The sequence below is a fragment of the Streptomyces millisiae genome, assembly GCF_031845425.1.
In the GTDB taxonomy this organism is placed as follows: Bacteria; Actinomycetota; Actinomycetes; order Streptomycetales; family Streptomycetaceae; genus Streptomyces; species Streptomyces millisiae.
In genome coordinates this window covers 330,891-355,236 of sequence record NZ_JAVREM010000003.1, presented here as the reverse complement: position 1 = coordinate 355,236, position 24,346 = coordinate 330,891, and the positions used below count along the sequence as shown (strand labels likewise).

At 74.6% G+C, this 24,346-nt stretch carries 21 protein-coding genes and 1 pseudogene; 14 read left to right on the top strand and 8 right to left on the bottom strand.

Annotation, left to right across the window (positions count from 1 at the left end; genetic code table 11):
* Positions 1–62: 62 nt before the first annotated feature.
* From RNC47_RS05625 to RNC47_RS05580, 10 genes and pseudogenes are all read left to right on the top strand, one after another.
* Positions 63–1,628 (top strand): pectate lyase family protein, encoded by a 1,566-nt coding sequence (locus tag RNC47_RS05625; RefSeq protein WP_311596021.1) that lies wholly within the window; start codon positions 63–65, stop codon positions 1,626–1,628.
* Between the two features lie 167 nt (positions 1,629–1,795).
* Positions 1,796–3,427: a beta-N-acetylhexosaminidase gene (locus tag RNC47_RS05620; protein ID WP_311596020.1), complete on the top strand. Its 1,632-nt coding sequence runs from the start codon at positions 1,796–1,798 to the stop codon at positions 3,425–3,427.
* 109 nt (positions 3,428–3,536) lie between these two features.
* Complete coding sequence (locus RNC47_RS05615) at positions 3,537–4,469, top strand: hypothetical protein (protein ID WP_311596019.1); 933 nt, start codon at positions 3,537–3,539, stop codon at positions 4,467–4,469.
* A gap of 31 nt (positions 4,470–4,500) precedes the next feature.
* Complete coding sequence (locus RNC47_RS05610; RefSeq protein ID WP_311596017.1) at positions 4,501–6,369, top strand: HSP90 family protein; 1,869 nt, start codon at positions 4,501–4,503, stop codon at positions 6,367–6,369.
* The gene (locus tag RNC47_RS05605; protein ID WP_311596015.1) at positions 6,366–9,215 is read left to right on the top strand and encodes a hypothetical protein; all 2,850 of its coding nucleotides are present in this window, start codon (positions 6,366–6,368) and stop codon (positions 9,213–9,215) included. Before RNC47_RS05610 ends, RNC47_RS05605 begins: the two co-directional genes overlap by 4 nt.
* A 63-nt stretch (positions 9,216–9,278) precedes the next feature.
* Entirely contained in the window at positions 9,279–11,309 is a 2,031-nt protein-coding gene (locus RNC47_RS05600; RefSeq protein ID WP_311596013.1) for a GMC family oxidoreductase, read from the top strand.
* Positions 11,310–11,327: 18 nt separating this feature from the next.
* Positions 11,328–11,846 (top strand): annotated as a pseudogene (locus RNC47_RS05595) (histidine phosphatase family protein); the annotation flags it as partial.
* 203 nt (positions 11,847–12,049) lie between these two features.
* Positions 12,050–13,345, top strand: coding sequence for a YeeE/YedE family protein (locus RNC47_RS05590; RefSeq protein ID WP_394814711.1), 1,296 nt, complete (start codon positions 12,050–12,052; stop codon positions 13,343–13,345).
* Positions 13,345–13,800, top strand: a complete 456-nt coding sequence (locus RNC47_RS05585) for a GNAT family N-acetyltransferase (RefSeq protein WP_311596011.1) — start codon at positions 13,345–13,347, stop codon at positions 13,798–13,800. Before RNC47_RS05590 ends, RNC47_RS05585 begins: the two co-directional genes overlap by 1 nt.
* 93 nt (positions 13,801–13,893) lie before the next feature.
* Positions 13,894–14,088, top strand: a complete 195-nt coding sequence (locus RNC47_RS05580; RefSeq protein ID WP_311596009.1) for a hypothetical protein — start codon at positions 13,894–13,896, stop codon at positions 14,086–14,088.
* Positions 14,089–14,211: 123 nt separating this feature from the next.
* On the opposite strand, the gene RNC47_RS05575 is transcribed toward RNC47_RS05580, so the two are convergent.
* Entirely contained in the window at positions 14,212–14,403 is a 192-nt protein-coding gene (locus RNC47_RS05575) for a CsbD family protein (RefSeq protein ID WP_311596007.1), read from the bottom strand.
* A gap of 154 nt (positions 14,404–14,557) precedes the next feature.
* On the bottom strand, positions 14,558–15,061 hold the full coding sequence (locus tag RNC47_RS05570) for a hypothetical protein (protein ID WP_311596006.1): 504 nt from the start codon (positions 15,059–15,061) through the stop codon (positions 14,558–14,560).
* 98 nt (positions 15,062–15,159) lie between these two features.
* Here RNC47_RS05570 and RNC47_RS05565 point away from each other — a divergent pair, with 98 nt between their 5' ends.
* A complete protein-coding gene (locus RNC47_RS05565; protein WP_311596004.1) occupies positions 15,160–16,155 on the top strand; it encodes a GlxA family transcriptional regulator in 996 nt (331 codons plus the stop codon).
* A gap of 64 nt (positions 16,156–16,219) precedes the next feature.
* On the opposite strand, the gene RNC47_RS05560 is transcribed toward RNC47_RS05565, so the two are convergent.
* The 5 genes from RNC47_RS05560 to RNC47_RS05540 all read right to left on the bottom strand — a co-directional run bounded on the left by RNC47_RS05560 (position 16,220) and on the right by RNC47_RS05540 (position 19,926).
* The gene (locus RNC47_RS05560; protein ID WP_311596002.1) at positions 16,220–16,966 is read right to left on the bottom strand and encodes an MIP/aquaporin family protein; all 747 of its coding nucleotides are present in this window, start codon (positions 16,964–16,966) and stop codon (positions 16,220–16,222) included.
* A 111-nt stretch (positions 16,967–17,077) separates the two neighbouring features.
* On the bottom strand, positions 17,078–17,686 hold the full coding sequence (locus RNC47_RS05555) for a PadR family transcriptional regulator (RefSeq protein ID WP_311596001.1): 609 nt from the start codon (positions 17,684–17,686) through the stop codon (positions 17,078–17,080).
* A 79-nt stretch (positions 17,687–17,765) separates the two neighbouring features.
* Positions 17,766–18,338: a hypothetical protein gene (locus RNC47_RS05550; protein WP_311595999.1), complete on the bottom strand. Its 573-nt coding sequence runs from the start codon at positions 18,336–18,338 to the stop codon at positions 17,766–17,768.
* A gap of 56 nt (positions 18,339–18,394) precedes the next feature.
* Positions 18,395–19,303: a hypothetical protein gene (locus tag RNC47_RS05545; RefSeq protein ID WP_311595998.1), complete on the bottom strand. Its 909-nt coding sequence runs from the start codon at positions 19,301–19,303 to the stop codon at positions 18,395–18,397.
* A gap of 158 nt (positions 19,304–19,461) precedes the next feature.
* A complete protein-coding gene (locus tag RNC47_RS05540) occupies positions 19,462–19,926 on the bottom strand; it encodes a DUF2000 domain-containing protein (RefSeq protein WP_311595996.1) in 465 nt (154 codons plus the stop codon).
* 152 nt (positions 19,927–20,078) lie between these two features.
* Here RNC47_RS05540 and RNC47_RS05535 point away from each other — a divergent pair, with 152 nt between their 5' ends.
* The 3 genes from RNC47_RS05535 (at position 20,079) to RNC47_RS05525 (ending at position 23,165) form a co-directional block, all read left to right on the top strand.
* Positions 20,079–20,579: an Lrp/AsnC family transcriptional regulator gene (locus tag RNC47_RS05535; RefSeq protein ID WP_311595994.1), complete on the top strand. Its 501-nt coding sequence runs from the start codon at positions 20,079–20,081 to the stop codon at positions 20,577–20,579.
* A 78-nt stretch (positions 20,580–20,657) separates the two neighbouring features.
* Positions 20,658–21,353 (top strand): PaaI family thioesterase, encoded by a 696-nt coding sequence (locus tag RNC47_RS05530; RefSeq protein WP_311595992.1) that lies wholly within the window; start codon positions 20,658–20,660, stop codon positions 21,351–21,353.
* 72 nt (positions 21,354–21,425) lie between these two features.
* Positions 21,426–23,165 (top strand): cholesterol oxidase substrate-binding domain-containing protein, encoded by a 1,740-nt coding sequence (locus RNC47_RS05525; protein ID WP_311595990.1) that lies wholly within the window; start codon positions 21,426–21,428, stop codon positions 23,163–23,165.
* Here RNC47_RS05525 and RNC47_RS05520 read toward each other — a convergent pair whose 3' ends face one another.
* Positions 23,166–24,338 carry a glycerate kinase family protein gene (locus tag RNC47_RS05520; protein ID WP_311595989.1) on the bottom strand — a complete coding sequence of 391 codons (1,173 nt, stop codon included), beginning with the start codon at positions 24,336–24,338 and terminating at the stop codon, positions 23,166–23,168.
* Positions 24,339–24,346: the final 8 nt, after the last annotated feature.

The window sequence follows — 24,346 nt, the reverse complement described above, 5'->3', positions numbered from 1 at the left end:
ACGACCCCGCGGCCGGCGCACACAGCAAGGTTCAGTACGCGAAGACGAAGGGCGAACCGAGCATGGGACGATCAGTCGCACTGCGACTCTATGCGGCGCTGGCCTTGATGGCCCTCGCCGTCGCCACCGTCGTGGTGGCGCTGTCGACGTCGGAGGCGTCGGCGGCGGCGGGCGGCGCCAGCGGGTACGCGACCCAGAACGGCGGAACCACCGGCGGTGCCGGCGGGCAGGTCGTCCGGGCCACCACCGGAACCGCGATCCACCAGGCCCTGTGCGGCCGGGCCAGCAGCAGCACGCCGATCATCATCCAGGTCGAGGGCACCATCAACCACGGCAACACCGCCAAGGTGTCGGGCGACAGCTGCAACACCGCCGCCGGGGTGATCGAGCTCAAGCAGATCAGCAACGTCACGATCGTCGGTGTCGGCAGCGGGGCCGTCTTCGACCAGCTGGGCATCCACATCCGTGAGGCGAGCAACATCATCATCCAGAACGTGACCGTGCGGAACGTCAAGAAGTCGGGCTCCCCCACGTCCAACGGCGGTGACGCCATCGGCATGGAGAGCGACGTCCGCAACGTCTGGGTCGACCACGTCACCCTGGAGGCCTCGGGCGGCGAGGCGGAGGGCTTCGACGGCCTCTTCGACATGAAGGACAACACCCAGTACGTGACGCTGTCCTACAGCATCCTGCGCAACTCCGGCCGCGGTGGGCTCGTCGGCTCCAGCGAGAGCGACACCTCGAACGGCTTCATCACCTACCACCACAACCTGTACGAGAACATCGACTCCCGCACGCCGTTGCTGCGCGGTGGCGTCGCCCACATCTACAACAACCACTACGTGAGCCTCAACGAGTCCGGCATCAACTCCCGGGCCGGCGCGCGTGCCAGGGTCGACAACAACTACTTCGAGGACTCCAAGGACGTCCTCGGCACCTTCTACACCGACCAGGCCGGCTACTGGCAGGTCAACGGCAACACCTTCGACAACGTGACCTGGTCCGCGCGCGGCAGCGAGAACAACCCCGCGGGACCCAACCCGACGTCCAACACCACCGTCAGCATCCCCTACTCGTACACCCTCGACGCCGCCAGCTGCGTGCCGAGCGTCGTCAGCCAGACGGCCGGCGCCAACAAGGGCCTGCGGGAGTCGGACGGCAGCTGCACCCCGACCAACCCCCAGCCGACCGACCCGCAGCCGACCGACCCCGAGCCCACGGACCCGGAGCCGACGGACCCCGAGCCCACCAACCCCCCGACCGGCACCAACCTCAGCCTCACGGCCGACTCGGACGGCAGCAGCAAGGCCAGCGGCACCAGCTACGGCAACGTGCGGGACGGCAACCTGAGCACCTACTGGTCGCCGAGCGGCTCGACCGGCTCCATCTCGATCAAGTGGGGCTCGGCCACCACCGTCTCCGCCGTCACCATCCGGGAGGCCGCGGGCTCCACCGGCGCCATCGGGGCGTGGCGGCTCGTCAACGCCGACACCGGCGCCGTCCTAGCCAGCGGCAACGGCGCGGGCGCCATCACCTTCCCGGCGACCTCGCTGCGCAAGATCACCTTCGAGATCACCAGCTCGTCCGGCACGCCGAGGGTCGCCGAGTTCGAGACCTACGCCGGGTAACACCGAGCCCTCCCCCACCCCCCACCCCCCACCCGGTCCGGGGGCCGACGGCGGCCCCCGGACCGGACCACCGGGCCCGCGACCGCCGGAGCTGGTCCAGACCTCTTGTCGGCCGCGGGCCGGACCCCTACCCTCGCCGTAGCTCCACCAGCGAAAGGTCTCGGTCCATGCATCTGGTCCCGGCGCCCAGGGAGTTCCAGCCCGCTCCGGCGGGCGAGGCCCCCTTCGTCCTCGGTCCCGGGACCCGGGTGGCGGCGGACGCGGCGAGCGGCACGACCGCCCGCTGGCTGAGCTCCGTGCTCGGGGCGGCGACGGGTCTCCCCCTGCCGCCGGCCGCCGCGGGCGAGGAGGGGACGGTCACCCTGCGGGTCGACGAGCGGCGCGCGGCGCGCGGCCCCGAGGCGTACGAGCTGACCGTGGACGCCACGGGGGTGCTGATCGAGGGCGGCGGCCCGGCCGGGGTCTTCTGGGGCGCGGGCACCCTGCGGCAGTTGCTCGGGCCCGCGGCGTTCCGGCGCGCCCCGCTGCACGACGGGCCCTGGACGGTGCCGCCGGTGCGGGTCGTGGACGCCCCCCGGTTCCGCTGGCGCGGGATGCTGCTGGACGTCGCCCGGCACTTCATGCCGAAGGACGGCGTGCTGCGGTACATCGACCTCCTGGCCGCCCACAAGCTGAACGTGCTCCATCTCCACCTCACGGACGACCAGGGCTGGCGGATCCAGATCAGGCGTTACCCGCGCCTCACCGAGGTGGGGTCCTGGCGGGCCCGCAGCAGGATCGGCCTCGGGGACGCGGCCGCGTGGGACGAGCGCCCGCACGGCGGCTACTACACGCAGGACGACCTGCGGGAGATCGTCGCCCACGCCGCCGCGCGGCACATCACCGTGGTGCCCGAGATCGACGTGCCGGGACACTCCCAGGCCGCCGTCGCGGCCTACCCCGAGCTGGGCAACACGGACGTCGTCGACACCTCCGCGCTGGCTCCGTGGGACCGCTGGGGCATCAGCCGCAACGTGCTCAACGTCTCCGACGCGACGTTGGAGTTCTACGAGAACGTCCTCACCGAGGTGCTGGAGGTCTTCCCCTCCGAGTACGTCCACCTCGGCGGCGACGAGTGCCCCAAGGACCAGTGGCGGGCCAGCCCCGCTGCCCAACGGCGCATCGGGGAGCTGGGGCTCGCGGACGAGGACGAGTTGCAGAGCTGGTTCGTGCGCCACTTCGACCGCTGGCTGGCCGACCGGGGCCGCAGGCTCGTCGGCTGGGACGAGATCCTCGCCGGCGGCCTGGCGCCCGGCGCGGTGGTCGCGTCCTGGCAGGGCTACGCGGGCGGGGTCACCGCGGCCCGCGCCGGTCACGACGTGGTGATGTGCCCCGAGCAGCACACCTACCTGGACTGGCGGCAGGCCGAGGGACCGGACGAGCCGGTGCCGATCGCGCACGTGCGCACCCTGGAGGACGTCTACCGCTTCGAGCCGGTGCCCGACTCCCTGAGCGAGGCGGAGGCCGCGCACGTCATCGGCGTCCAGGCCAACGTCTGGACCGAGACGATGGACAGCGCCCGTGCCGTCGACTACCTGGCCTTCCCGCGCCTCGCCGCCTTCGCCGAGGTCGCCTGGCGGCCCCTGCCGCCGCCCGCCGAGCGGGACTTCGCCGACTTCGAGCGCCGGATGGACGCCGCGCACTACGCCCGCCTGGACGCGCTCGGCGTCGAGTACCGGCCGCCGTCCGGGCCCCGGCCCTGGCAGCGCCGCCCCGGCGTCCCCGGCCGCCCCCGGGAGGGCCGGCCGCCGGCGCGCTGATCGTCGCCGGTTCGCCTCCGCCGCCCGCGCCGCCCTGACGCGAGGTGAGCAGGAATTGTGTGGTAGTAATCATGCTCTGCGAACATCCGGTGAGGGGCGGGGAGTTGTCGTGGTGGGGGATGTCGCGCGTCGGGTCTGGCCGCGTGTCGAGCAGCCCGGTGGCGAGGTGGCCGAGGCCGCGCGGCGGCAGGACTGGCCCGCGGTGCGGGACCTGCTCCTCGCCGTCCCCGAGGGCGAGTGGGAGCCCCTGCTGCGCGGCCTGGGCGTTGGCGAGGGCGTCCGGGAGTGGCTCGCCGAGGTGATCGAGAAGGAGCCGGAGCCGGCGCTCGCCCTGCTGGTCTCCGCCTCCTGTCACATCCACTGGGCGTGGGAGGCCAGGACCGACGCCCTCGCCACGTACGTGTCGGCGGAGCAGTTCCGACTCTTCCACGAACGGCTGCGGATCGCCGAGGAACAGCTGTACGAGGTCGCCGAGCGGGAGCCGGCGTGGGCCGAGCCCTGGCATCTGCTGCTCATCACCGGACGGGGTCTCGAAGTGGGCCCGACCCCCGCCTACGAGCGGTTCGAGGCCGTCGTCCGGCGCCAGCCGGAACACCTCGGCGCGCACCTGCAGTACCTGCAGCAGGTGGCGGCGAAGTGGGGCGGCTCCGAGGAGGAGATGCACCACTTCGCGTGGACCGCGATGACCGGGGCCCGGCCCGGCAGCCCGCTCGGCGTGCTGGTCGCGGTGGCCCACATCGAGTCGATGCTGGACCGCGGCGGCCGCCCGAGCCACTACTTCGGGCAACCCACCGTCCGCAGGGCCCTGCGCGAGGCCGCCGACCGGTCCGTGTGCCACCCGGACCACCGCAGGGGCCCGGACTGGGCCTTCGAGTACAACGCCTTCGCGATGGTCTTCGCGCTCGGTGGCGAGACGCGCGCCGCACGACAGCTCTTCCGGGCCCTCGGCGGGCGCGTGACGGAGTCTCCGTGGCGGTATCTGTCGGTGGGCGCCGTCCCGGCGTACCGCCGTTGGCGCCACCGCTGCGGCGTGTGGTTCTGAGCGACACCCGACGACGGACCAGGGAACCGAGATGACCGAGACCCGCGCCTTCCAGGTCGACCTGAGGGGCCTGGTGGACCTGCTCTCCCACCACCTCTACTCCAGCCCTCGGGTCTACCTGCGGGAGCTGCTGCAGAACGCGGTGGACGCGGTCACCGCCCGGGCGGCGGCGACGCCCGGCGCGCCCGCCAGGATCACCGTCCGCACCGGCGAGGTCCTCAGCGTCACCGACACCGGGATCGGGCTCACCGAGGCGGACGTGCACACCTTCCTCGCCACCATAGGGCGCAGCTCCAAGCGCGCCGAGGGCGGCGGCCTCGACGCGGCCGGGCTGGCCGCGGCCCGGGAGGACCTCATCGGCCAGTTCGGCATCGGGCTGCTGGCCTGCTTCGTCGTCGCCGACGAGATCACCGTCGTCAGCCGGTCGGCCGCCGAGCCCGGGGCCCCCGCCGTGGAATGGCGGGGCCGCGGCGACGGCAGTTACACGCTGCGCGCCCTCCCGCCCGGGGCGGTCCCCGAGCCGGGCACCACCGTGCGGCTCACGCCGCGCGCCGACGCGGCCGAATGGACCGGCGCCGACCGGGTGCTCGCCCTGGCCCGGCACTACGGCAGCCTGCTGCGGCACGACGTCACGGTGGTGGAGCCGGACGGCACCACCACGCGGATCAACCAACCACCCCCGTGGGAGCGCGCGCACCCCACCCCGACGGCGCGGCGTGAGGCGCTGGCCGGATACTGCCGCACCGTGTTCGGTTTCGCCCCGCTGGACACCATCGACCTCGACCTCCCGGCGGCCGGCCTGCGCGGCGTCGCCTACGTGCTGCCGACCCCGGTCAGCCCGGCCCAGCGCGCCGAACACCGCGTCCACCTCAAGGGGATGCTGCTGTCCGAGCGCGCCGACGGGCTGCTTCCCGAGTGGGCGTTCTTCGTCCGCTGCGTCGTCGACACCACCACGCTGCGCCCCACCGCCTCCCGCGAGTCGCTGTACGAGGACGCGACGCTCGCCGCCGTCCGCGACGCGCTCGGCGACCGCATCCGGGACTGGCTGGCCGGCCTGGCCGCGGCCGACCCCGACCTGCTGCACCGCTTCCTGGCCGTGCACCAGCTCGCCGCCAAGGCACTGGCCCGCTTCGACGACGCCCTGCTGCGGCTGCTGCTGCCCTGGCTGCCGTTCGAGACGACCGACGGGCAGGTCACCCTGGAGGAGTTCGCCCGCGCGCACCCGGTGATCGCGGTCACCAGGACCGTGGAGGAGTTCCGCCAGGTGGCGCCGGTCGCCGGCGCGGTGGGGCTCGGCATCGTCAACGGCGGCTACACCTACGACCACGAACTGGTCCACCGGCTGCCCGAGATCCGACCGGGCAGCCAGGTCACCGACCTCGACCCGACGACCGTCACCGCCCACCTGGACTTCGCCGACCCGGCCGCCGAGCTCGCCGCCTCCGCGTTCCTCTCCCTCGCCCGGGACACCGTCGGCGCCCACGGCTGCGACGTGGTGCTGCGCAGCTTCCAGCCCGTCACCGCGCCCGCGCTGCTCCTCGACGACCGCGACGCCCGGCACGAACGCACCAGGGCGGACCTCGCCGCCCGCGCCACCGACGGCCTGTGGGGTGACATCCTCGGTTCCCTGCGCGCCGACACCCCCCGCGCCCAGCTGGTCCTCAACCACCTCAACCCCCTGGTCCGCCGGGCCGCCACCATCACCGACCCGGGGCTGGCCCGCACCACCGCGGAAGCGCTCTACGGGCAGGCGCTGCTGGCCACCCGTCGTCCGCTGCGCGCCCAGGAGAGCGCCCTGCTGAACCGGGCGTTCCTCGGCCTGCTCGACCACGCCATGCACCACGAGGGCAACCCCCCACCGCGGCCCGCGTCGGCCGGCGGAGAGAACACCGGAGAGTGACCGTGGAGACCCCCGAGGCGCTGCGCGCCGCGCTGGCCGAGAACGAGCGGCGCCCCTACGGCCTGCCGCGCACCACCACGGCGGAGAGCATCGTGGCGGCCGCTGAGCAGTTCGACGACCCCGCGTTGCTCGCCGACGCGCTGCTCCAGCTCATGACCGCCTACGAGTTCGCCGGCGAACAGCGCAGGGCGCCGGTGACCTTCGCCCGGCTGCTCGAACTCCTGGACGGCAGCCCCGACGCCTTCGACGAGCGGCGGACCTTCGCCGTCCTGTGGCAGTTCAAGTGGGTGATCGCGGCCCTGATCCAGGTGCCCGACGTCCCGCTGACGGCGATCGAGCAGCTGATCGACCGGATGGCCGACCGGTACCGGGCCGCCGGCCACGGCCAGCAGCCCGTGGCCGCCGTTCGCCACCGCCTCGCCGCGCACACCGGCATCGGGCTGACCCGCGCCTACGAACTGTGGGTCACCCGCCCCCGCGAGCGGCTCACGGACTGCGCGGCCTGCGAGACCCGCCGGCTCGCGCTGCACCACCTCGACGCGGGCGACGACGAACTCGCCCTCGCCACCCTGGACCCGGTCCTGGCCGGCGAGTCCTCCTGTGCCGAGGAGCCGCAGACCAGCGCCTCCCACGCGCTGCTCCCGCTGCTCCGGGCGGGCCGCGTCGACGACGCCAGGTCCCACCACCTCACGGCCTACCGCAAGGTGCGCGGCGTCACCGGGATGCTGGCGGAGATCGGGGAGCACCTGCGGTTCTGCGCGCTGAGCGGCAACGAGCCGCGCGGCCTCGAGCTCCTCTCCGACAGCCGCCCCCTGTTCGCCGCCACCGGCGCGCCGCTCGACCGGCTCGACTTCCTCACCGGCGTCGAGGTGCTGCTGCGCCGGCTCACCGAGGCCGGCCACGGCGGCCTCGCCGTGCCGGGCCCCACCGGCGCCGAGTGGACGGCGGCCGGCCTGGCGGACCACGTCGGCGCCGAGGCGGACGGACTGGCCGCGGCCTTCGACGCGCGCAACGGCACCGGTCACGTCGGCGACCGGCGTCGGGCCCGCCTCGCCCAGCAGCCCGTGCACGCCGCCCCGGTCCCGCTCGGCCTGCGCGCCGCCCGCCCGCTCCCGGCGGCCGCCGCCCCGGCCGCGACCGGCGACGCGCCCGGCGAGGGCGAGGACCTCGCCGCCCTGGTGGCGCGGGGCCGGCGGCTCATGGACCAGGGCCACCCCGACCAACTCGCCGTCTGGGAGCGGGTGGCCGCCCTGGTCGAGGAGGCCGGGCTCGCGTCCCCGGAGCCGGACGACCGGCTGCGCGCGGACCTCGCCGCGCACCGCGCCCACCAGAAGCTGCGCGACGGCGACCGAGCCGCGGCCCTGGCCGCCGTGGCCACCGCCGTCGAGCTGTACACGGCGGCCGGCCTGGCCGACCGGGCCCGCACCCACCAGGCCCGCGCCCTCACCCTCCGGGAGACCCCCGCGGCCGACGACGCGACCTGGGCCGAACTCGCCGACCTCATCGCCGCCGACGCCGCGGAGCATCCGGCGCCGGAGCCCGGTTCCGAGGCCGCCCGCACCCGCCTGCACCTGCTCAACACCCGTACCTTCCTCGCCTTCCGGCCGCTGATCGAGGGCCGGGGTGAGCCGCCGGCCGGCGCGCGGGAGCGCTTCGCGGAGGCCAACGCGACGCTGCTGACCGAGGCGACCCGGCTGGCCGTGCCGCACCAGGTGGCCGCCGCGCACCGCTACGCCGCCGACGTCGCCGCCCACGAGGGCCGTTGGGAGGCGGCCGTGGTCGACCTCAGGGCCTGCCTGGACGCGCTGGAGGCCGCCGACCGGCCCTGGGGCACCCCGATGCCGCAGTTCCTCCTGGCCCAGGTGCTGCGGCAACAGGGCAGGCCCGAGGAGGCGGTCGACCTGGCGCACCGCGCCCTGGCCGGCGCCGCGCGCCACGGCGACCCCGACTTCCCGACCGCCGTGGCGCACACCGTGCTGGGTGGGCTCTCGGCGCAGACCGGCGACCTGACGGGCGCGATCACCCATCTCTCGCAGGCGGCCGACCGGTTCGAGCGCGACGGCGACCACGACGGCGCCGCCGGCGCGCGTTTCGATCTCAACGAGGCGCTGGCCGGGGCCGGCCAGCACGCGGAGGCCGCCACCGTGCTGGAGTCGGCGCTGGGCGCCGATCCGGACCGGCTCGACCCGCGGCTCGCCGCCCAGCTCCGGCTCAGCCTGGGCCACCGCCTCACCGCGGCCGGCGAACACCGGGCCGCCGCCGAGGAGTTCCTGCGGCTGGCGGACACCCTCGCCAGCTGGGAGGAGGACCGGCACCTGCACACCATGGCGGCCGGCGAGGCGGCCACCGCGCTGCTCAGAGCGGGCAGCACGGAGGCGGCGGACGCCGCCTACCGGCGGATGCTCGCGCTGCACGAGACGGCGCCGCACCCGGAGGCCGTACTGCTCGCGGCCCGCGCGTTCGCCGACCGGGCGGCGCCGGACGAGGCGCTGGCCCATCTGGCGACCGCCGACGGGCTCCTCCCCGCGCTGCCGCCGGAGGCCCGCTGGTACGAGACGGGCGTCAACCACGACCTGCGCGCCCGGGTCCTGGCCCGGGCCGGTCGCCCCGAGGAGGCGCTGAGCGCCGCCGAGTCAGCGGTCGCCGCCTTCGCCGAGTGCGGCCCGGACGGCGAGCGGGCGCGCGCCGAGGCGAGCCGTGTCGCGGCGGTCCTCGAGGCCGACCAACTGGACCGTCGCGACGCCGCGTTGGCCCGGCTGGCCGAGACCATCGGCCGCTGCCGGGCCGCCGGGGACCGGGAGACCGTGGAGATCCTGGAGCGCCTGCGTACCCGGATCGCCGGCTGATCGGGCGCCACACCAGTCACACGATCGGGTCATAGTTGTCCCGACTCGACGAAAGGGGCCGGTGTGCCGGAGCAGCAGTGGATATCCGCCGAGGACCGGGTTCGCCTCGTGTCCCTGATGGACGAGGTCGTGCCCGCGGACGACTTCCCGTCGGCGTCGCAGGCCGGGGGCCTGGCCTTCCTCACGTCGGTCCTCGCGGAACGGCCGGACTGGCGGGGGCGCGTGACGGACGTCGTCCGCCATGGGCAGGCCAGCGAGCACTGGGACTGGTTCGCCGAACTCGTCGCCGGTGGCTACTACGCGGACGAGGGCAACGGGGGCAACGCGGGTGCGGCGTCCTGGGCGATGGTCGACTGGCGTCCCGAACCGGCCGGTGGGTGGGGGGTCGCGGTGCCCGTGCCGGAGGCCGCCCCGGCGACCGTTCATCCCAGGGACCTCGCCGACCGCTACGACGCGATCGTCGTCGGCTCGGGGGCCGGCGGCGGCGTGGCCGCCTGCGGCCTGGCGGAGGCGGGCCGCACCGTGCTGGTCGTCGAGGCCGGGGAGTGGCCGGGGATCGCCGAGCTCGCGCGTGACCACCTCAGGAACCCGCGCTCCGACTGGGGGTTGGCGCCCCGCTCCGGCCCCTCGGACGACGCCGGCCCGCGCGTGCTGGACGACGGCCGCCGGCGCCTGCTCGTTCGCCCGACGGAGAACGCCTGGCACAACAACGCGTTCACCGGGGGCGGCGGAACCCGCGTCTACGGGGCCCAGGCGTGGCGCTTCGCCCCGCTCGACTTCACGATGGCCTCCGCGTACGGCGTCCCGGCCGGCAGCGCGCTGAGCGACTGGCCCATCGGCTACGAGGACCTGGCGCCCTACTACGAGCGCGCGGAGTGGGAGATCGGCGTCAGCGGGGGCGAGGACGACGGCCGTTGGGCGGGTCACCGGGCCCGCGCTCTGCCGATGGCGGCGCTGCCGGCGGGGCCCACCCGCGACCGGCTTGCCGCGGCGGCCGCCGCGCTTGGCGTCTCGACCGTGCGGGTGCCGCTGCTCGTCAACTCGCGGGAGTACCTGGGCCGGCGGGCCTGCGCCGGGTGCGGCCTGTGCGTCGGCTTCGCCTGCCCGGTGGACGCGAAGAACGGCAGCCAGAACACCATGCTGACGCGGGCCTTCGCCACCGGCCGGGCCGCGATCCTGCCGGGGACCCGCGTCGCCCGGATCAGGACGGACGGCGCCGGTCGGGTGGTCGGCGTCACCGTCGTCGGGACCGTCGACGGCGTGGCGTGGCGGCGGGACGTCGACGCCGCGGAGGTGGTCGTCTCCGCCGGCGCCATCGAGTCCGCCCGGCTGCTGCTCAACAGCCGCAGCGACCGCGAGCCGAACGGGCTCGGCAACAACAACGATCTCGTCGGACGGCACCTCCAGGGCCACCTGTACGGTGGCGCGATCGGGATCTTCGACGACGTCGTGGAGGACCTGGTCGGTCCTGGACCGTCGATCGCGACGACAGACTTCCGGCATCGGAACGGCGATCTGGTCGGCGGCGGGATCATCGCGAACGAGTTCGTCCCCACCCCCTCCAACGCCTTCCGCTATCTGGTCGGCGCCGGCTTCGTCCCCAGGACCGGCCTGGCGAGCAAGCGGGGGATGCGGGAGCTGGTCCGCCGCAGCCTGCGGCTCATGGGGCCGATCCAGGAGGTCACGGTCGCCGACGCCCGGGTCCGGGTGGACGACGGCGTGGTCGACCGGCACGGCGTGCCCGTCGCCCGGCTCAGCGGCGGGGTGCACGAGGAGGACCTGCGGGCCCGGGACTTCACCAGCCGCATGAGCGGCGAGTGGCTGCGCGCCGCCGGCGCCAGGGAGGTGTTCGAGTACCGGTTCCCACACCGCGGTCCCTCGGGCGGTCAGCACCAGGCGGGCACGCTCCGGATGGGGCACGATCCGGCCACCTCGGTGGTCGACTCCTTCGGCCGGGTCTGGGGCCACGACAACCTCCGCGTCATGGACGGTTCGGTGCACGTCACCAACGGCGGCGTCAACCCGGTGCTGACCATCTTCGCCACCGCCCTGCGCAGCGTCGAGCAGATGACCGGAGAATGGCGGTCGCCCTGACCCCGCGGCCACGACTCGCGGCTGACGCCCGCCGGCGTCCGCGCGGCGGCGGCCGTCGTGCGGGTCCCGGCCGGGGCGGAGGTCGAGCTGTACTCCTCGGACCTGCTGCGTACCCGGCGGACGGCCGAGGAGATCGCCGCGGTGTTCGGCGCGGCCAAGATCCTTGACCGGCGGCTGCGGGAGAAATGGTGGCTGGACCGGCGGTTCGTCCCGCCGCCGGCCGTCGGGGAGCGCCTCGAACACGACGAGGGCGTGCCCGGCGCCGAGACCAAGGGGGCGTGTGTGCGGCGGGTCTACGCGGCCATGGACGAGATCCTGGCGCGCCCGTGCGAGCACCAGATCGTCGTGACGCACGGGGGCTCCCAGAACTTCGTCGTGGCGTCCTGGATCAGGATGCCGGCCGAGTCGGTCGGCTACGCCAGCTTCCGGGCGCCCGCCGGCAGCATCACCACGCTGCGCGAGGACGACTTCTTCCACAACCGCCAGGTCGTCGCCCTCGGCGACACCCGGCACCTGGAGTCCCTGGCCACCGGCTGATCGCCACCCGGGCGGGGCCGGCGGATGGGGACATTTACGATGGTGGGCATGTTCGCACCCGCCCGTCTGCTCTGTCTCGCGCTCTTCGCGAGCTCGGCGTGGTGCGTCGACGAGGGTCTCTGTCGCCGCTGAGCGAGCCCCGGACCCGCTTCCGCGGTCTCTCCCCGCCCTTCCCCACCCGAGCACGCCTCATGGAGACCTCCGTGACCACCACCTCCCCGCCCTCCCCAGGCCCGGCCGCCGACGTCGCACCACGACGGCGGCCCGCCGCGCTGCTGTCCCCGCTCCTCACGCCCTCCCCCACCAGCGCGCCGCCGCCCGAGGCGCCGGAGGCGCCGCCCGTGCGGCGGATACCGCTCGCCGTCGCGGCGCTGCTCGGCGCCGGCCTCAGCGCCTATGTGTTCGCCGCGCACGGCGCCAGGCCCGGGGTCCTGCTGCTGCTCGGCCTCGGGCTCGGCTTCGCGCTGTTCCACTCCCGGTTCGGCTTCACCTCCGCCTGGCGGCAGCTCGTCGCGGTCGGCAACGGCACGGGGCTGCGCGCCCACGCCCTGCTGCTCGGCACCACCGCGACCCTGTTCGCGCTGATCATCGGCACCGGAACCGGCCTGTTCGGCTCGCAGCCCGCGCCGTCCGCCGGACCGCTCGGCGTGGGCCTGCTGCTCGGCGCCTTCGTCTTCGCCATCGGCATGCAGCTCGGCGGGGCCTGCGCGTCCGGCACGCTGTTCGCGGTCGGCTCGGGCCAGTCCTCGATCGTGCTCACGCTGGGCGGCTTCATCGCCGGCTCGACGATCGCGGCGTGGCAGTTCGACCCCTTCCTGCTCTCCGACCACGTCGGCTGGTTCGGCTCCTGGGCGGCGACGATCGCGGCGCTCGCGGTGATCGTGGTGGTCTCCCGCGTCGTCCAGCGCCGCCGCACCCCGCCACCGACCGGCGCCGTCCCCACCAGCCGCGGCGGCCTGACGGCCCGCGCGCTGCGCGGCTCCTGGCCGCTGGCCGCCGGCGCCGTCGTGCTGGCCGCGCTGGGCGCCGGGGTCCTGCTGGTCTCCGGCGGCGCCTGGGGGGTGACCAGCGCGTTCGCGCTGTGGGGCAGCGAGGCGCTAAGCCTGGTCGGTGCGCGTCCCGAGAGCTGGTCCTTCTGGCAGCAGCCGGGCAACGCCGACATGCTGGCCGGTCCGATCCTCGCCGACAAGAACAGCCTCACCGACATCGGCATCATGCTCGGCGCCGCGGTCGCCGCCTCCCTGGGCGGCACCTGGGCCCTGCACCGTGGCATCCCGTGGCGCACCGCGGTGGCCGCCGTCCTCGGCGGCGTCCTGATGGGCATCGGAGCCCGGCTGGCCGGCGGCTGCAACATCGGCGCCTACCTCGCCGGCATCTCCTCCGGCAGCCTGCACGGCTGGATCTGGGGCGCCACCGCCCTCCTCGGCACCTGGGCGGGACTGCGGCTGCGCCCGCTGTTCGGCCTCGCCAACCCCAGGCCGAGCGACGGGGTCTGCTGATGGCGGACTGGGAGACGCGGGCGGCCTCGGCGGCGGACGTCGACGCGTTGGCCGACCTCCGGGCTGTGGTGATGCGGCCGGATCTGGAGCGGCTCGGGCGGTACGACGAGCAGCGGGTCAGGCAGCGGCTGCGGGACGCGTTCGTGCCGGGGCACACCCGGGTGATCGAGGTGGGCGGCGCCCTCGCCGGCTGCGTGGCGTTGCGCCCGGCCGAGGACTGCCGCTGGCTGGAGCACTTCTACCTGGCGCCGCGCCTGCACGGCGCCGGCATCGGCACGGCCGTGCTGCGCGGGCTGCTCGAACGGTGCGACCGCGACGGCGTCCCGGTCCGGCTGAACGTGCTCCAGGGAAGCCCGGCCCGGCGGCTGTACGAGCGGCACGGGTTCACCGTCGAGGGCGAGGATCCGGTGGACGTGTTCATGGTGCGCGAGCCGAGGCCCGTCGACTTGGCCTGAAATCAGGGGACATAACCGTTTGATAACGGGGCACCCGAACGGGAGAAAGCGGACCAACCAACCCGGGCACACCGACCGGAGGAGGAAGGACCCATGCAACTCGTCTGGACCCTGCTCGCCGTCGTGACCGGCGTGCTGTGCGCTCTGTTCATCCACAGTGCCGTCGTCGACCTCTTCGACACCGAGCTGATGGCCGCTCTGATCGGGGCGGCGCTCGCCGCCGCCAGCGGGGCCGTGGCGCGCTCGTCGTGGCACCGGAGTCAGCCGGTCACCGCGGGCCGGTACTGAGCGGCGGCCTTCCGGCCGCGAAGCTCCCGTTCCCACCGTGCGGAACGCGCCGGGGGCCCCTCCCTTTCGGGAGGGGCCCCCGGCCTTCGGTGGGCCGCCGACGTTCTGGCGGGCGTTCGGCGGCTACCGGTCACGCTGGTTCCGCAGGGAGTCCCGGACGCCCTTGGCCTTCTCCCGCGCGCTCTCCGCCGCGCCCCGCAGGCCGCCCCTGGTCCGATCGGTCCTGCCCTCGGCCCGCTTGCGGTCGTCGCCGGTGATCCGGCCCAGCATCTCCTTCGCCCTGCCCTTGGCCCTGTCCATCGCGCCGTCGTTCATCTCGACACTCCCTTCGTCCAGGCATGCCACTGTCGTCACGGTAGCCGGCGGGTGCCCCGCCGGCATCCGGAGCGGCGCGGGTGCGACCCCCGTGGCTCCCGGCGGCACCGCGCCGCCGCGGAGGCCGCACCCGACGGACCGCCGCCGGTTCGTCTCACCGATCACGGCCCGCCGAAACCTCCGCGCCCTTCCGGGCCCGGTGGTGGGCGTGGGAGCCGGCGTACTCGTCGCGGCGCCTGAGCATCACCGCCAGCATGAGCGGGAACATCGCCACGTGCGCCACCATCATCACGGTCATGCCGTCGACGGCGCCCGCCCACAGCAGCGGGAACAGGGGCACGAGAGGGGCGAACATGGCGCCGCACATCTCCAGCGTCGGCGCCCAGGCGTGGCCGCGGAAGCGCATCCACAGGGCCATGCCCACCGACATGTCGAACGCCATGAGCAGGGAGGCGAGTTCGGGCTCGTGGTCGTAGGAGGGATCGAGGCCGGCGGCGGTCCACAGCGGGTCGAGCGCGAACATCCCGACGAACATGGCGAGGATCATCTCGACGTAGTGCAGCGCGAACCGCCGCCAGCTCCGCCGCGGTCGCCGGAGGTCGGAGTGGGTGTCGGAGTGGACGTCTGTCGTGGAGCTGGTGACACGGGTACTGGTCATGCCGCAACGGTCCCGTCACCCCGGGGACTTCGTCCCGGCTCCGGCGGGAACAGGACCGAATACTTGGGTTCCCCGTCCTTCCGCCGTAGGGTCGTGCCGTGACCGGACGACGGGTGGTCGTGGTCGGGTACCACGCCGCGGAGTTGCTCGACATCGCCTGCGTGACGTCGAGCCTGATCATGGCGAACCATCACGGCGCCGCCCCGCCGTACGACGTGTCGCTGGCGACGCCCTCGGGGCTGCCCGTCACCTGCGCGACGGGGCTGACGCTGCAGGGCCAACAGGCCATCGAACGCGTCACCGGGCCGCTGGACACGCTGGTCGTCTCCGGGGGGATCGGCCACGAGGAGGCGGCCGCCAGCAGGGTGGTCGTCGGCCATGTGCGGCGCCTGGCGCGCGAGAGCCGCCGGGTCGCCTCGGTGTGCACGGGCGCGGAGATCCTGGCCGCCGCCGGACTGCTCGACGGCCGCCGTGCCACCACCCACTGGGAGTACGCGCCCGAGCTCGCGGCCCGCCATCCGGCGGTGACCGTCGACGCCCGTCCGATCTTCGTCCGGGACGGACACGTCGCCACGGCCGCCGGCGTCACCAGCGCCCTCGACCTGACCCTCGCCTTCATCGAGGAGGACCACGGGGCCGCCCTCGCCAGGACGGTGGCCCGCTACCTGGTGACCTACCTGCAACGGCCGGGCAACCAGGCGCAGATGAGCATGTTCACCGAAAGCCCGCCGCTCGGTGACGGGCTGGTCAGGCGGGTCGTGGAGCATGTCACCGGCCACCTGGGGGCCGACCTGGCCACGGCCACCCTCGCGGCGGCCGCGGGGGTGAGCGAGCGCCACCTGACGCGGCTGTTCCTGAAGGAACTGGGCGAGACCCCGGGTCGCTTCGTGCGCCGGGCCCGCGCCGAGGCCGCGGCCCAACTGCTGGCCGCCACGTCCCTGCCCATGTCCGCCATCGCCACCCGCTGCGGTTTCGGCTCCGCGGAGACCCTTCGTCAGGCCTTCGTCGACCACTACGGCATCCCGCCCTCCCGCTACCGCCTGACCCAGGCGAGCACGCTCCCCTCCGCCGCCGGGACCGCCAACACCGCCTGAGCGCCCGGGGGGGTCCGCGGCGTTCGCGGGAACCGCGCGGGCGGCGGCGCGAGGTCGGCCGGGATCACGCGGCCGGATAGGCCAGGAAGAGCAGCGCGGCGAGCACGCCGCCGACGATCGGGCCGACGACGGGGACCCAGGAGTAACCCCACTGCGCGGCGCCCTTGCCCTTGATGGGCATCAGGAACGCGTAGGCGATCCGGGGGCCCAGGTCACGGGCGGGGTTGATGGCGTACCCCGTGGGGCCGCCCAGCGAGGTGCCGATCACGATCACGACGAAGGCCACCCCGGCGTATCCCAGCGCGGAGTTGCCGAAGTCCGGGATGCCGCCCTCGGTGGTCCTGAAGGCGGGTGAGAACAGCACGAACGCCACGAGCACGAAGGTACCGACGGCCTCGGTGACCACGTTCCAGAGCCGGTCGGGGATCTGCGGGGCGGTGGCGAAGATGCCCAGGGTGCCGCCGGGCTCCGGGTGGTCGTCGAACTGGAGCTTGTAGGTGGCCCAGCAGAGCAGCGCGCCGAGGACGCCGCCGAGCAGCTGGGCGACCAGGTAGACGGGCACGTCCGCCCACTCGGTGCGGTCCGCGACGGCCAGGCTGAGCGTGAGCGCCGGGTTGAGGTGGGCGCCGCTCGGCGCGGCGACGCTCGCACCCGCGAACACGGCGAAACCCCACCCGACGTTGATGAAGAGCGGGCCGCCGCCGTTGCCGTTGGTCCTCCGTAACACGTGGTTCGCGACGACACCGGTGCCCAGCAGGATCAGCACCGATGTCCCCAGCAGCTCCCACAGGAATATCGAGCCCGCGTCCATCAGTTACCCCCGAGTTCTTGCGGCTCGCGGCCGGTCGCCGTGGCGAATTTTCGCGACCCTACTGCATCGTCGGAGATCGTTCCAGAGTCCGCGTCGAGGGTTCCCGGGACGTCAGTGCCCGTCGTCGGTGTGCAGCGAGTGCCAGAGCTCGCCGAAGCCCGGCGGGTTCTCGTGGACCAGCTCGGCCAGCCGGCGCACGAAGGTCTCCTCGGCCTCCAGCAGGGCGAGTTCGTACTCGTGCTCGATGAGGAACACCCGGTCCACTCCCCTGCCGAGCGCCGCGTCCAGCCGGGCCCTGATCTCCGCGCCGCGCGCGGCGAGACGGTGACGGCGCTGCCCGAGCAGCTGGAGCACCTCGTCGGGGGCCAACACCACCAGGAGCGCCAGCGCCGACTGGAACCTGGGGTACTCCTTGGTCGGGGTGGAGACCAGCTCCCGCATCCGCTCCGTCAGCTCGGCGCGACCGGCGTCGGTGAGCTCGTAGGTGGTGCGTTCGGGGCGGCGGCCCTCCCTGCTGGTCTCGCCGGGGACCACGTAGCCGTCCCGCTCCAGCTGCTCGACGACCATGTAGAGGGAGCTGGCGCGGTACTTGACGCTCTCCTGAAGGTTCCGGTCCTTCAGGAGCCGCCCGATCTCGTAGGGGTGCATGGGCCGCTGGGCCAGGAAGGCCAGCACGGCGAGCGCGAGCGGGTTGCCGACCTTCCGGCGTTCCTGCGGCAACGGACCTCCTCGGTGGGGCGGGATCCGATTGAACCACCGGGCCCGGCCCGGGCACGGGGCGGGCCCGGGCCGGGTCCCGTCACTCGCCGGGCAGCGTCAGCCCGAAGCGGGTGGCCCGGACCTCGACGTCCACGGTGAGCAGCACCTCGCCCGTCAGGTCGATGCCCTTGCCGACGCCCCGGGAGACGAGGGTGTCCCCGGTCAACTCCGCCTCGTGCAGGGCCCGCACCTCCCCCTGGTAGGCGTGCGGCCGGCCGTACAGGTCGACCGGCAGGACCTGCCACAGGCCGAACGTCACGCGGGTGTCGCCACGGTCCGCCCACCGGCCGACGGCCACGTGGAAGCCGTCGGTGAAGGCGGTGAACATGCCGCCCGGGTAGAAGCCGAGCAGCGTCTGCTCGACCTCGCCGTCGGAGCGGCTGACCGTGCCGCGCCAGCTGCCGATCACCGGGTGGGTGAACAGGCGCGGCAGCCGTCCCCGGTCGTGGGCCGTGCTGGCCGGCTCCGGCTCGGCGCCCCGGGCCGTTCCGGCGCCGAGGGCGCCGGCGCCGCCGGCCGCGGCGAGGGTCGCGGCCGCCGCGCCGGCCCGGCCGAGCAGCCGGCGCCTTTCGAGTGCGTCGTCGTGCGTGGAGTCGTGCGTGGAGTCGTTCATGGCTCGGTCTCCGTTCGCTTCGGGTGTTCCGGGGGTTCGTGGCGTGCGCTGCCCGGTCAGCCGGGGACGGGGGCCGCCGGTGTCCTGGCGGCGCGGCGGGCCGCCAGGGCGCGCCGACCGCGCCGCGTCCGGCCGCCCGGCTTGTAGAGGGAGAGCAGCATGGCGAGGAGCAGTTGGAGGAAGGCGAAGCCGAACCCGGCGGCCACGGTGGCGGGCGAGCCGCCGAGCTGGACGACGCCGCCGCCGGTCGCCGCGAGCCGCTCGGCCTCGACGGCGGTCGCCTCGAGCGTGTCGTGCACCCAGCCGAAGGCCAGGAACAGCACCGCGAGGGAGATGACGAGCTTGGCGGCCACCCAGTAGTGCCGCAGCACACCCCACTGCGAGGTCATGCCGACGCCGATGCCCGACAGGGTGGCGGTGAAGTTGAGCCAGCCGAGCAGCGTGACGTCGAACGTCTCCATCAGGTGGTAGGAGGCGGCGACGGTGTCGATGTCGTCACCGGCCAGCGCCGTGACGCCGACCGCCGACATCATCAGGGCCACCCCGATCCAGCAGGCCGAGGAGACCACGTGCACCACCAGGAGCGCCTTCCTGGGCCGGCCGGTGAGCTGTCCGGTGAGCGAGGCCAGCACCGGAGCGGCGGCGTAGAGCCCGGCCAGGGCGAGCAGTTCGGTGACGACGAACGCCTGGGCCGTGGTGAGCAGGAACAGCGCCCAGCCGAGGAGCAGCACGGTCCGCCGGGGCGGGCGGTCCCTGGTGGTGAGCAGCAGGACGATGCCGCAGGCCAGGGCGGAGCAGACGAGCCACACGGGGCCGCGGGCCTCGGGGAACCGCAGCGCGCCCGGCACCGAGGGCGGTAACAGGGCGAGGGCGAGCACGAGGACGGCGTAGCAGCACAGGGTGAGGAGCGCGCCCCTGCTGCCCATGGCTGGCCGCCGCCGGGTGGCGGAGGCGTGGTCGGTCATCGGTGGTTCTCTCCCTCGGTCGACTCGGCGAAGGCCGATCGGACCACCCGACACATAGTCGATGCCGGGTAATCGATATCGGCTATTCGAGGGTGAGGCCACACCGCCGCCCCGGACCATCGGGGATTCCCCTGATCCGCCCCTGAGTCGCCCCGGGGTCAGGGGAGCAGCGGAAGCCTTCCGACCAACCTGTCGACGCGGTTGCGCGGGCCGAGAAGACCGACCGCGCAGTAGGTCAGGTCAGCGGCCTTGGTGCCGGAGAGCCGCTCCAGGTACTGGTCGTAGACCCGCACCTGCTGCGCGAACACGGGCATGTCGACGACGAGCACGTCCTCCTTCCCGGCCGCCTTGGCGCGCAGGGCGCTCAGCGTCGCGGAGTCGGCGGCCAGGACCGAGCAACCGCCCCAGGGCAGCCCGGTGTGGCGGTGACCGTCGGCGTCCTCGCCGTCGGCTCCCAGGAGCGCGGGCAGGCGCCGGCCGACATAGGCGGCGACGCAGGCGGCGGCGTTGGCCTGCCGCCCCGGCGGGAGGGCCTCGTCGACGACGAGGACCCACTTGAGCCTCGCCTGCCGGGTGGAACGGTCGGTGCGGATGTCCTCGCTGGTCAGTTCGGGTGCGGACATGGCTGGCTCTCCCGGTTCGAAGGGGCGGACGGGCGTGCGACGGCGACCGTCCCCGCGGGTCCGTGGTTCCGCCGCCACCGGGCCCAAAGGTTAGATATTCGTGCGACCTCGCGAGTCGTACAGCGAACTTCCTCAGGCAAGTGGACGGAAACATGGAACTTGATGCGGTGGACCTCGCCCTGCTGCGGGAGCTGCAGAACGACGCACGGCAGACCAACCGCGACCTGGCGGCGAAGACGGGGGTCTCGCCCTCGACGTCGCTGGAGCGGGTGCGGCTGTTGAGGGAGCGGGGCCTCATCACCGGCTACCACGCGGCGCTCGACCTGACGGCGGTCGGGCGCCCCGTGCAGGCGCTGATCTCGGTGCGGATCCGGCCCCCGGCCCGGCCCGTCATCGAGGGCTTCCGGGAGTGGGCTCAGCAACTGCCTGAGGTGATCGCCATGTTCGTCACCTCCGGCGCCTACGACTTCCTGCTGCACATCGCGGTGCCGGACGTGAACGGCGTGTACGCCTTCGTCATCGACCGCCTGACGGAGCGGCGGGAGGTGGCCGACGTGCAGACGATCCTGGCCTACGAGCACGTCCAGTCCCGGGTCATCGCCCCGGCGGAGCCCGCCCCCGAGCGGCCACGGCCCACGCGCCGGGCCCGGTGACCGGGGGGGGGAGGTCGGCCGGGCGCGGGTAGGAACTCCCCGCACGCCACCCCGACCCCGACCGCACAGAGACGAGCGATGAACCCACCCCTGGCAGAACCGCCGGCGACGAACGGCGGCACCCCACGCCCGACGGACGAGGAGCTGGCGCGCCGGCGCACGGCGGTCGGCGAACTCGGCCACGAGCTCCGGGCCCTGGTGGACGCCGCCGTGCGCACCACCGCGCCGGACGCAACCCTGCGGCACGTCGCGGACCACGTCCGCCGCCTCACCGCGGAGTTGACGGGCGGCGGCCAGCGGGTACGGGCGGAGATCCCGGCCGTGGACGAGTTCCCCGGCGGGCCGCGGATGTACAGCCCGGTCACCGGCCCCGGCAGTCCGCTCGCCCCGCCCGTGGAGGTCGTCCCGGAGGCCGCCGGCCTCGTCGGCCGGTGCGTCCTCGGCATCGCCCACGAGGGGCCGCCCGGCTACGCGCACGGCGGCATGAGCGCCATGCTCCTGGACGAGCTCATGGGCCACGCCTGCGCGGCGGCCGGCGCGCCCGCCATGACCATCTCCCTCCGACTGCGTTACCACGGCCCCGTCCCGGTGGGCACGCCGCTGCGGATCGCCGCCCGGGTCGCGCGGACCGAGGGCCGCAAGCTCCATGTCGACGGCTCGATCGCCACCGAGGCCACCCCGGACACCGCGCTGGTGACCGCCGAGGCCGTGTTCGTCGCCCCCGATCCGGCGCGTCTCCGCGCCCTGTTCCCGCACCTCCCGGCCACGCCGTGAGCCACGGCCCCGCCGGCCGGGCGGTGTCGCGGGGTTCCGTGCGGGCGGCGCGGGCCCCTACCTTTCTGTGTCATGTCGACCAAACCAGGATTACCTTCCCGTCGCGGCGTGCTGCGCACCGCTGCCGCCGCCGGGGCGATGGGCCTTGCGGCCCGGATACCCACCGGGTCGGCCGCCGCGGACGGCGCGGCGCCGAGCCTGCCGGGCGGCCTGACGGCCCATCGCTCCCCCTACCTCAACTGGGCGGGCGAGATCGCCCACCCCGGCCTGTGGACCTGCGCGCCGCGCACCGGGGCCGAGATCGTCGACCTCGCCAACTGGGCCCACGCCGAGGGCTGGCGGCTCCGCCCCCGCGGCAAGGCCCACACCTGGTCGCCGCTGACCATCACCCCCGAGACCGCCCCCGACGCCCGGGTGCTGCTGGTCGACGCGACGGCGCACCTGACGGCGACCGAGCTCGTGCCGCCGCCCGCCGGGGCGCCCGGCGCGGTCCGGGCCCAGACCGGCGTGACGCTGGAGACGCTGCTGGGGTTCCTCGCCGAGCACAGGCTCGGCGTGACCAACACCCCCGCGCCCGGTGAGCTGACGCTCGGCGGCACCCTCGCCATCGACGCCCACGGCACCAGCGTCCCCGCCGACGGCGAGACCGCGCGCCCCGGCCACACCTACGGCACCCTCAGCAACCTGGTGCTCGCCGTGACCGCCGTGGTGTGGGACGAGGCGAGCGGCGCGTACGTGCTGCGCACCTTCGAGCGCGGCCGGGACCCGGAGTGCGACGCGCTCGCCGCGCACCTGGGCCGGAGCTTCGTGGTGGAGGCCGTGCTCCAGGCGGGCGAGGAGAGCGCGATGCGCTGCGTCAGCCGGGTCGACGTGCCGGCCGACGAGCTGTTCGCCGCGCCCGGGAGCGCGGCGGCCGCCGGCGGGCGGACGTTCGCCGACTTCCTGGCCGCCGGCGGGCGGGTGGAGACCATCTGGTTCGCCTTCACCGACCGGCCCTGGCTGAAGGTGTGGAGCCTGAGCCCCGAGCGGCCGGCCACCTCGCGCCCGGTGCTCGGCCCGTACAACTACCCGTTCAGCGACTCGGTGCCCACCGCCGTGTCCCGGCTCGCCGGTCAGCTGGTGGCCGACGCCGCCTGGTATCTCGCGCCGACGCTGGGGGCGTTGCAGTACACCGTCGCGGCGACCGGTCTCACGGCGACGCTCGCCGGCGACCTGTGGGGCGCCTCGCACCACCTGATGTTCTACCTGCGGCCGACCACGCTGCGGGAGACCGCCAACGGCTACGCCATCCTCACCCGGCGGGCGGACGTGCAGCGGGTGATCTCGGAGTTCGCCGGCTTCTACCGGGAGCGCCTCGACGCGTGGGCGCGGGAGGGGCGGTTCCCGGTGAACGGGCAGGTGGAGATCCGGGTCGGCGGTCTCGACCAGGCCTCGGACGTCGCGGCGCCCGGGGCCAGGCCCCCGCTGCTCTCGGTGGTCCGCCCGCACCCGGACCACCCCGAGTTCGACTGCGCGGTCTGGGTCGACGTGCTGACCCTGCCGGGCACGCCCGGGGCGGCCGAGTTCTACCGGGAGTTGGAACGGTTCTGCCTCACGACCTTCGACGGCGGCCACGCGCTGACCCGCGTCGAGTGGTCGAAGGGCTGGGGCTACACCGACACCACGGCCTGGGCGGACCCGGAGGTCATCGGCACGGCGGTGCCGGCGTCCTACGGCGAGGGCCAGTGGGCCGAGGGCGTCGAGACGCTGCGCCGCCTCGACCCGCACGGCGTGTTCGGCAACGCGTTCCTCGACGGGCTGCTCACCCCCTGATCAGGCGCGTGCCGCGAGCCGGCTGCCGATCAGGACCATGCGCAGGGCGCGTTCGGCGGCGTCCGCCAGGAACTCCCCGCCGCGGGCCAGTGCCTCCGGCAGGCCGACGGGTGCGGGCAGGATGCCGCTGTAGGCGTCCACGCCGGTCAGGTGGAGTTCCCTGGCGCCCTCCCCGATGGTGCCGGCGAGCGCCAGCACGGGCACGCCGTGCGCCCGGGCGCGGCGCGCCACCTCGCCGGGGATCTTGCCGAACGGCGTCTGCGCGTCGAGCGCGCCCTCCGCGGTGACGACGAGGTCGGCGCCGGCGAGCGTGGCGTCGAGGTCCAGGTGGTCGAGGAACACCCGGAACCGTGGCAGCAGTCGGGCGCCGAGCGCGGCCAGGCCCGCCCCGAGGCCGCCGGACGCGCCGGTGCCCGCGCCGGTGCGGAGGTCCACGTCCAGCGGACCGAGGTCGCGTTCCAGCACGTCCGCCCAGTGGTCGAGGGCCGCCGAGAGATCCTCGGTCTGGGCGGGGGTGGCGCCCTTCTGCGGGCCGAAGACCCGTGCCACCCCGCGCGGTCCGCACAGCACGTTGTGCGGGTTGACCGCGACGGTGATCTCGGTGCCCGTGAGGCGGGGGTCGAGACCGGTGGCGTCGATCCGCGCCAGGCGGCGCAAGGCCCCGCCGCCCGGGGGCAGTTCGCGGCCCCGGGCGTCCAACAGCCGGGCGCCGAGCGCCTGCAGGGCGCCCGCCCCGCCGTCCGAGGTGCCCGAGTCGCCACAGCCGACCAGGACGCGTCGGGCCCCCGTGTCGAGGGCGGCGCGGAGCAGTTCGCCCACGCCCCGGGTGGTGGTGGCGGTCGGGTCGCGGCGGCCGGCCGGGACCAGCGCCAGTCCGGCCACGGCGGCCATCTCCACGACCGCGGTGCCCGGCGCGCCCGGGGCGTCGGGCAGGAGCGCGAAGTGGGTGTCCACCGGATCGCCGACCGGTCCGGTGGCGAGCCGCGGGACGAGCCGGCCGCCGGCCGCCGCGGCCAGCGCCCGCGCCGTGCCCTCGCCGCCGTCGACCAGCGGCAGCAGGTCGACGACGGCGTCGGGCACGGCGCGCAACAGCCCTTCGGCGATGGCCTCGGCGGCCTCGGCGGCGGACAGCGACTCCTTCATGCCGCTGGGCGCCACGACGAATCGGTACACGGTTGTCT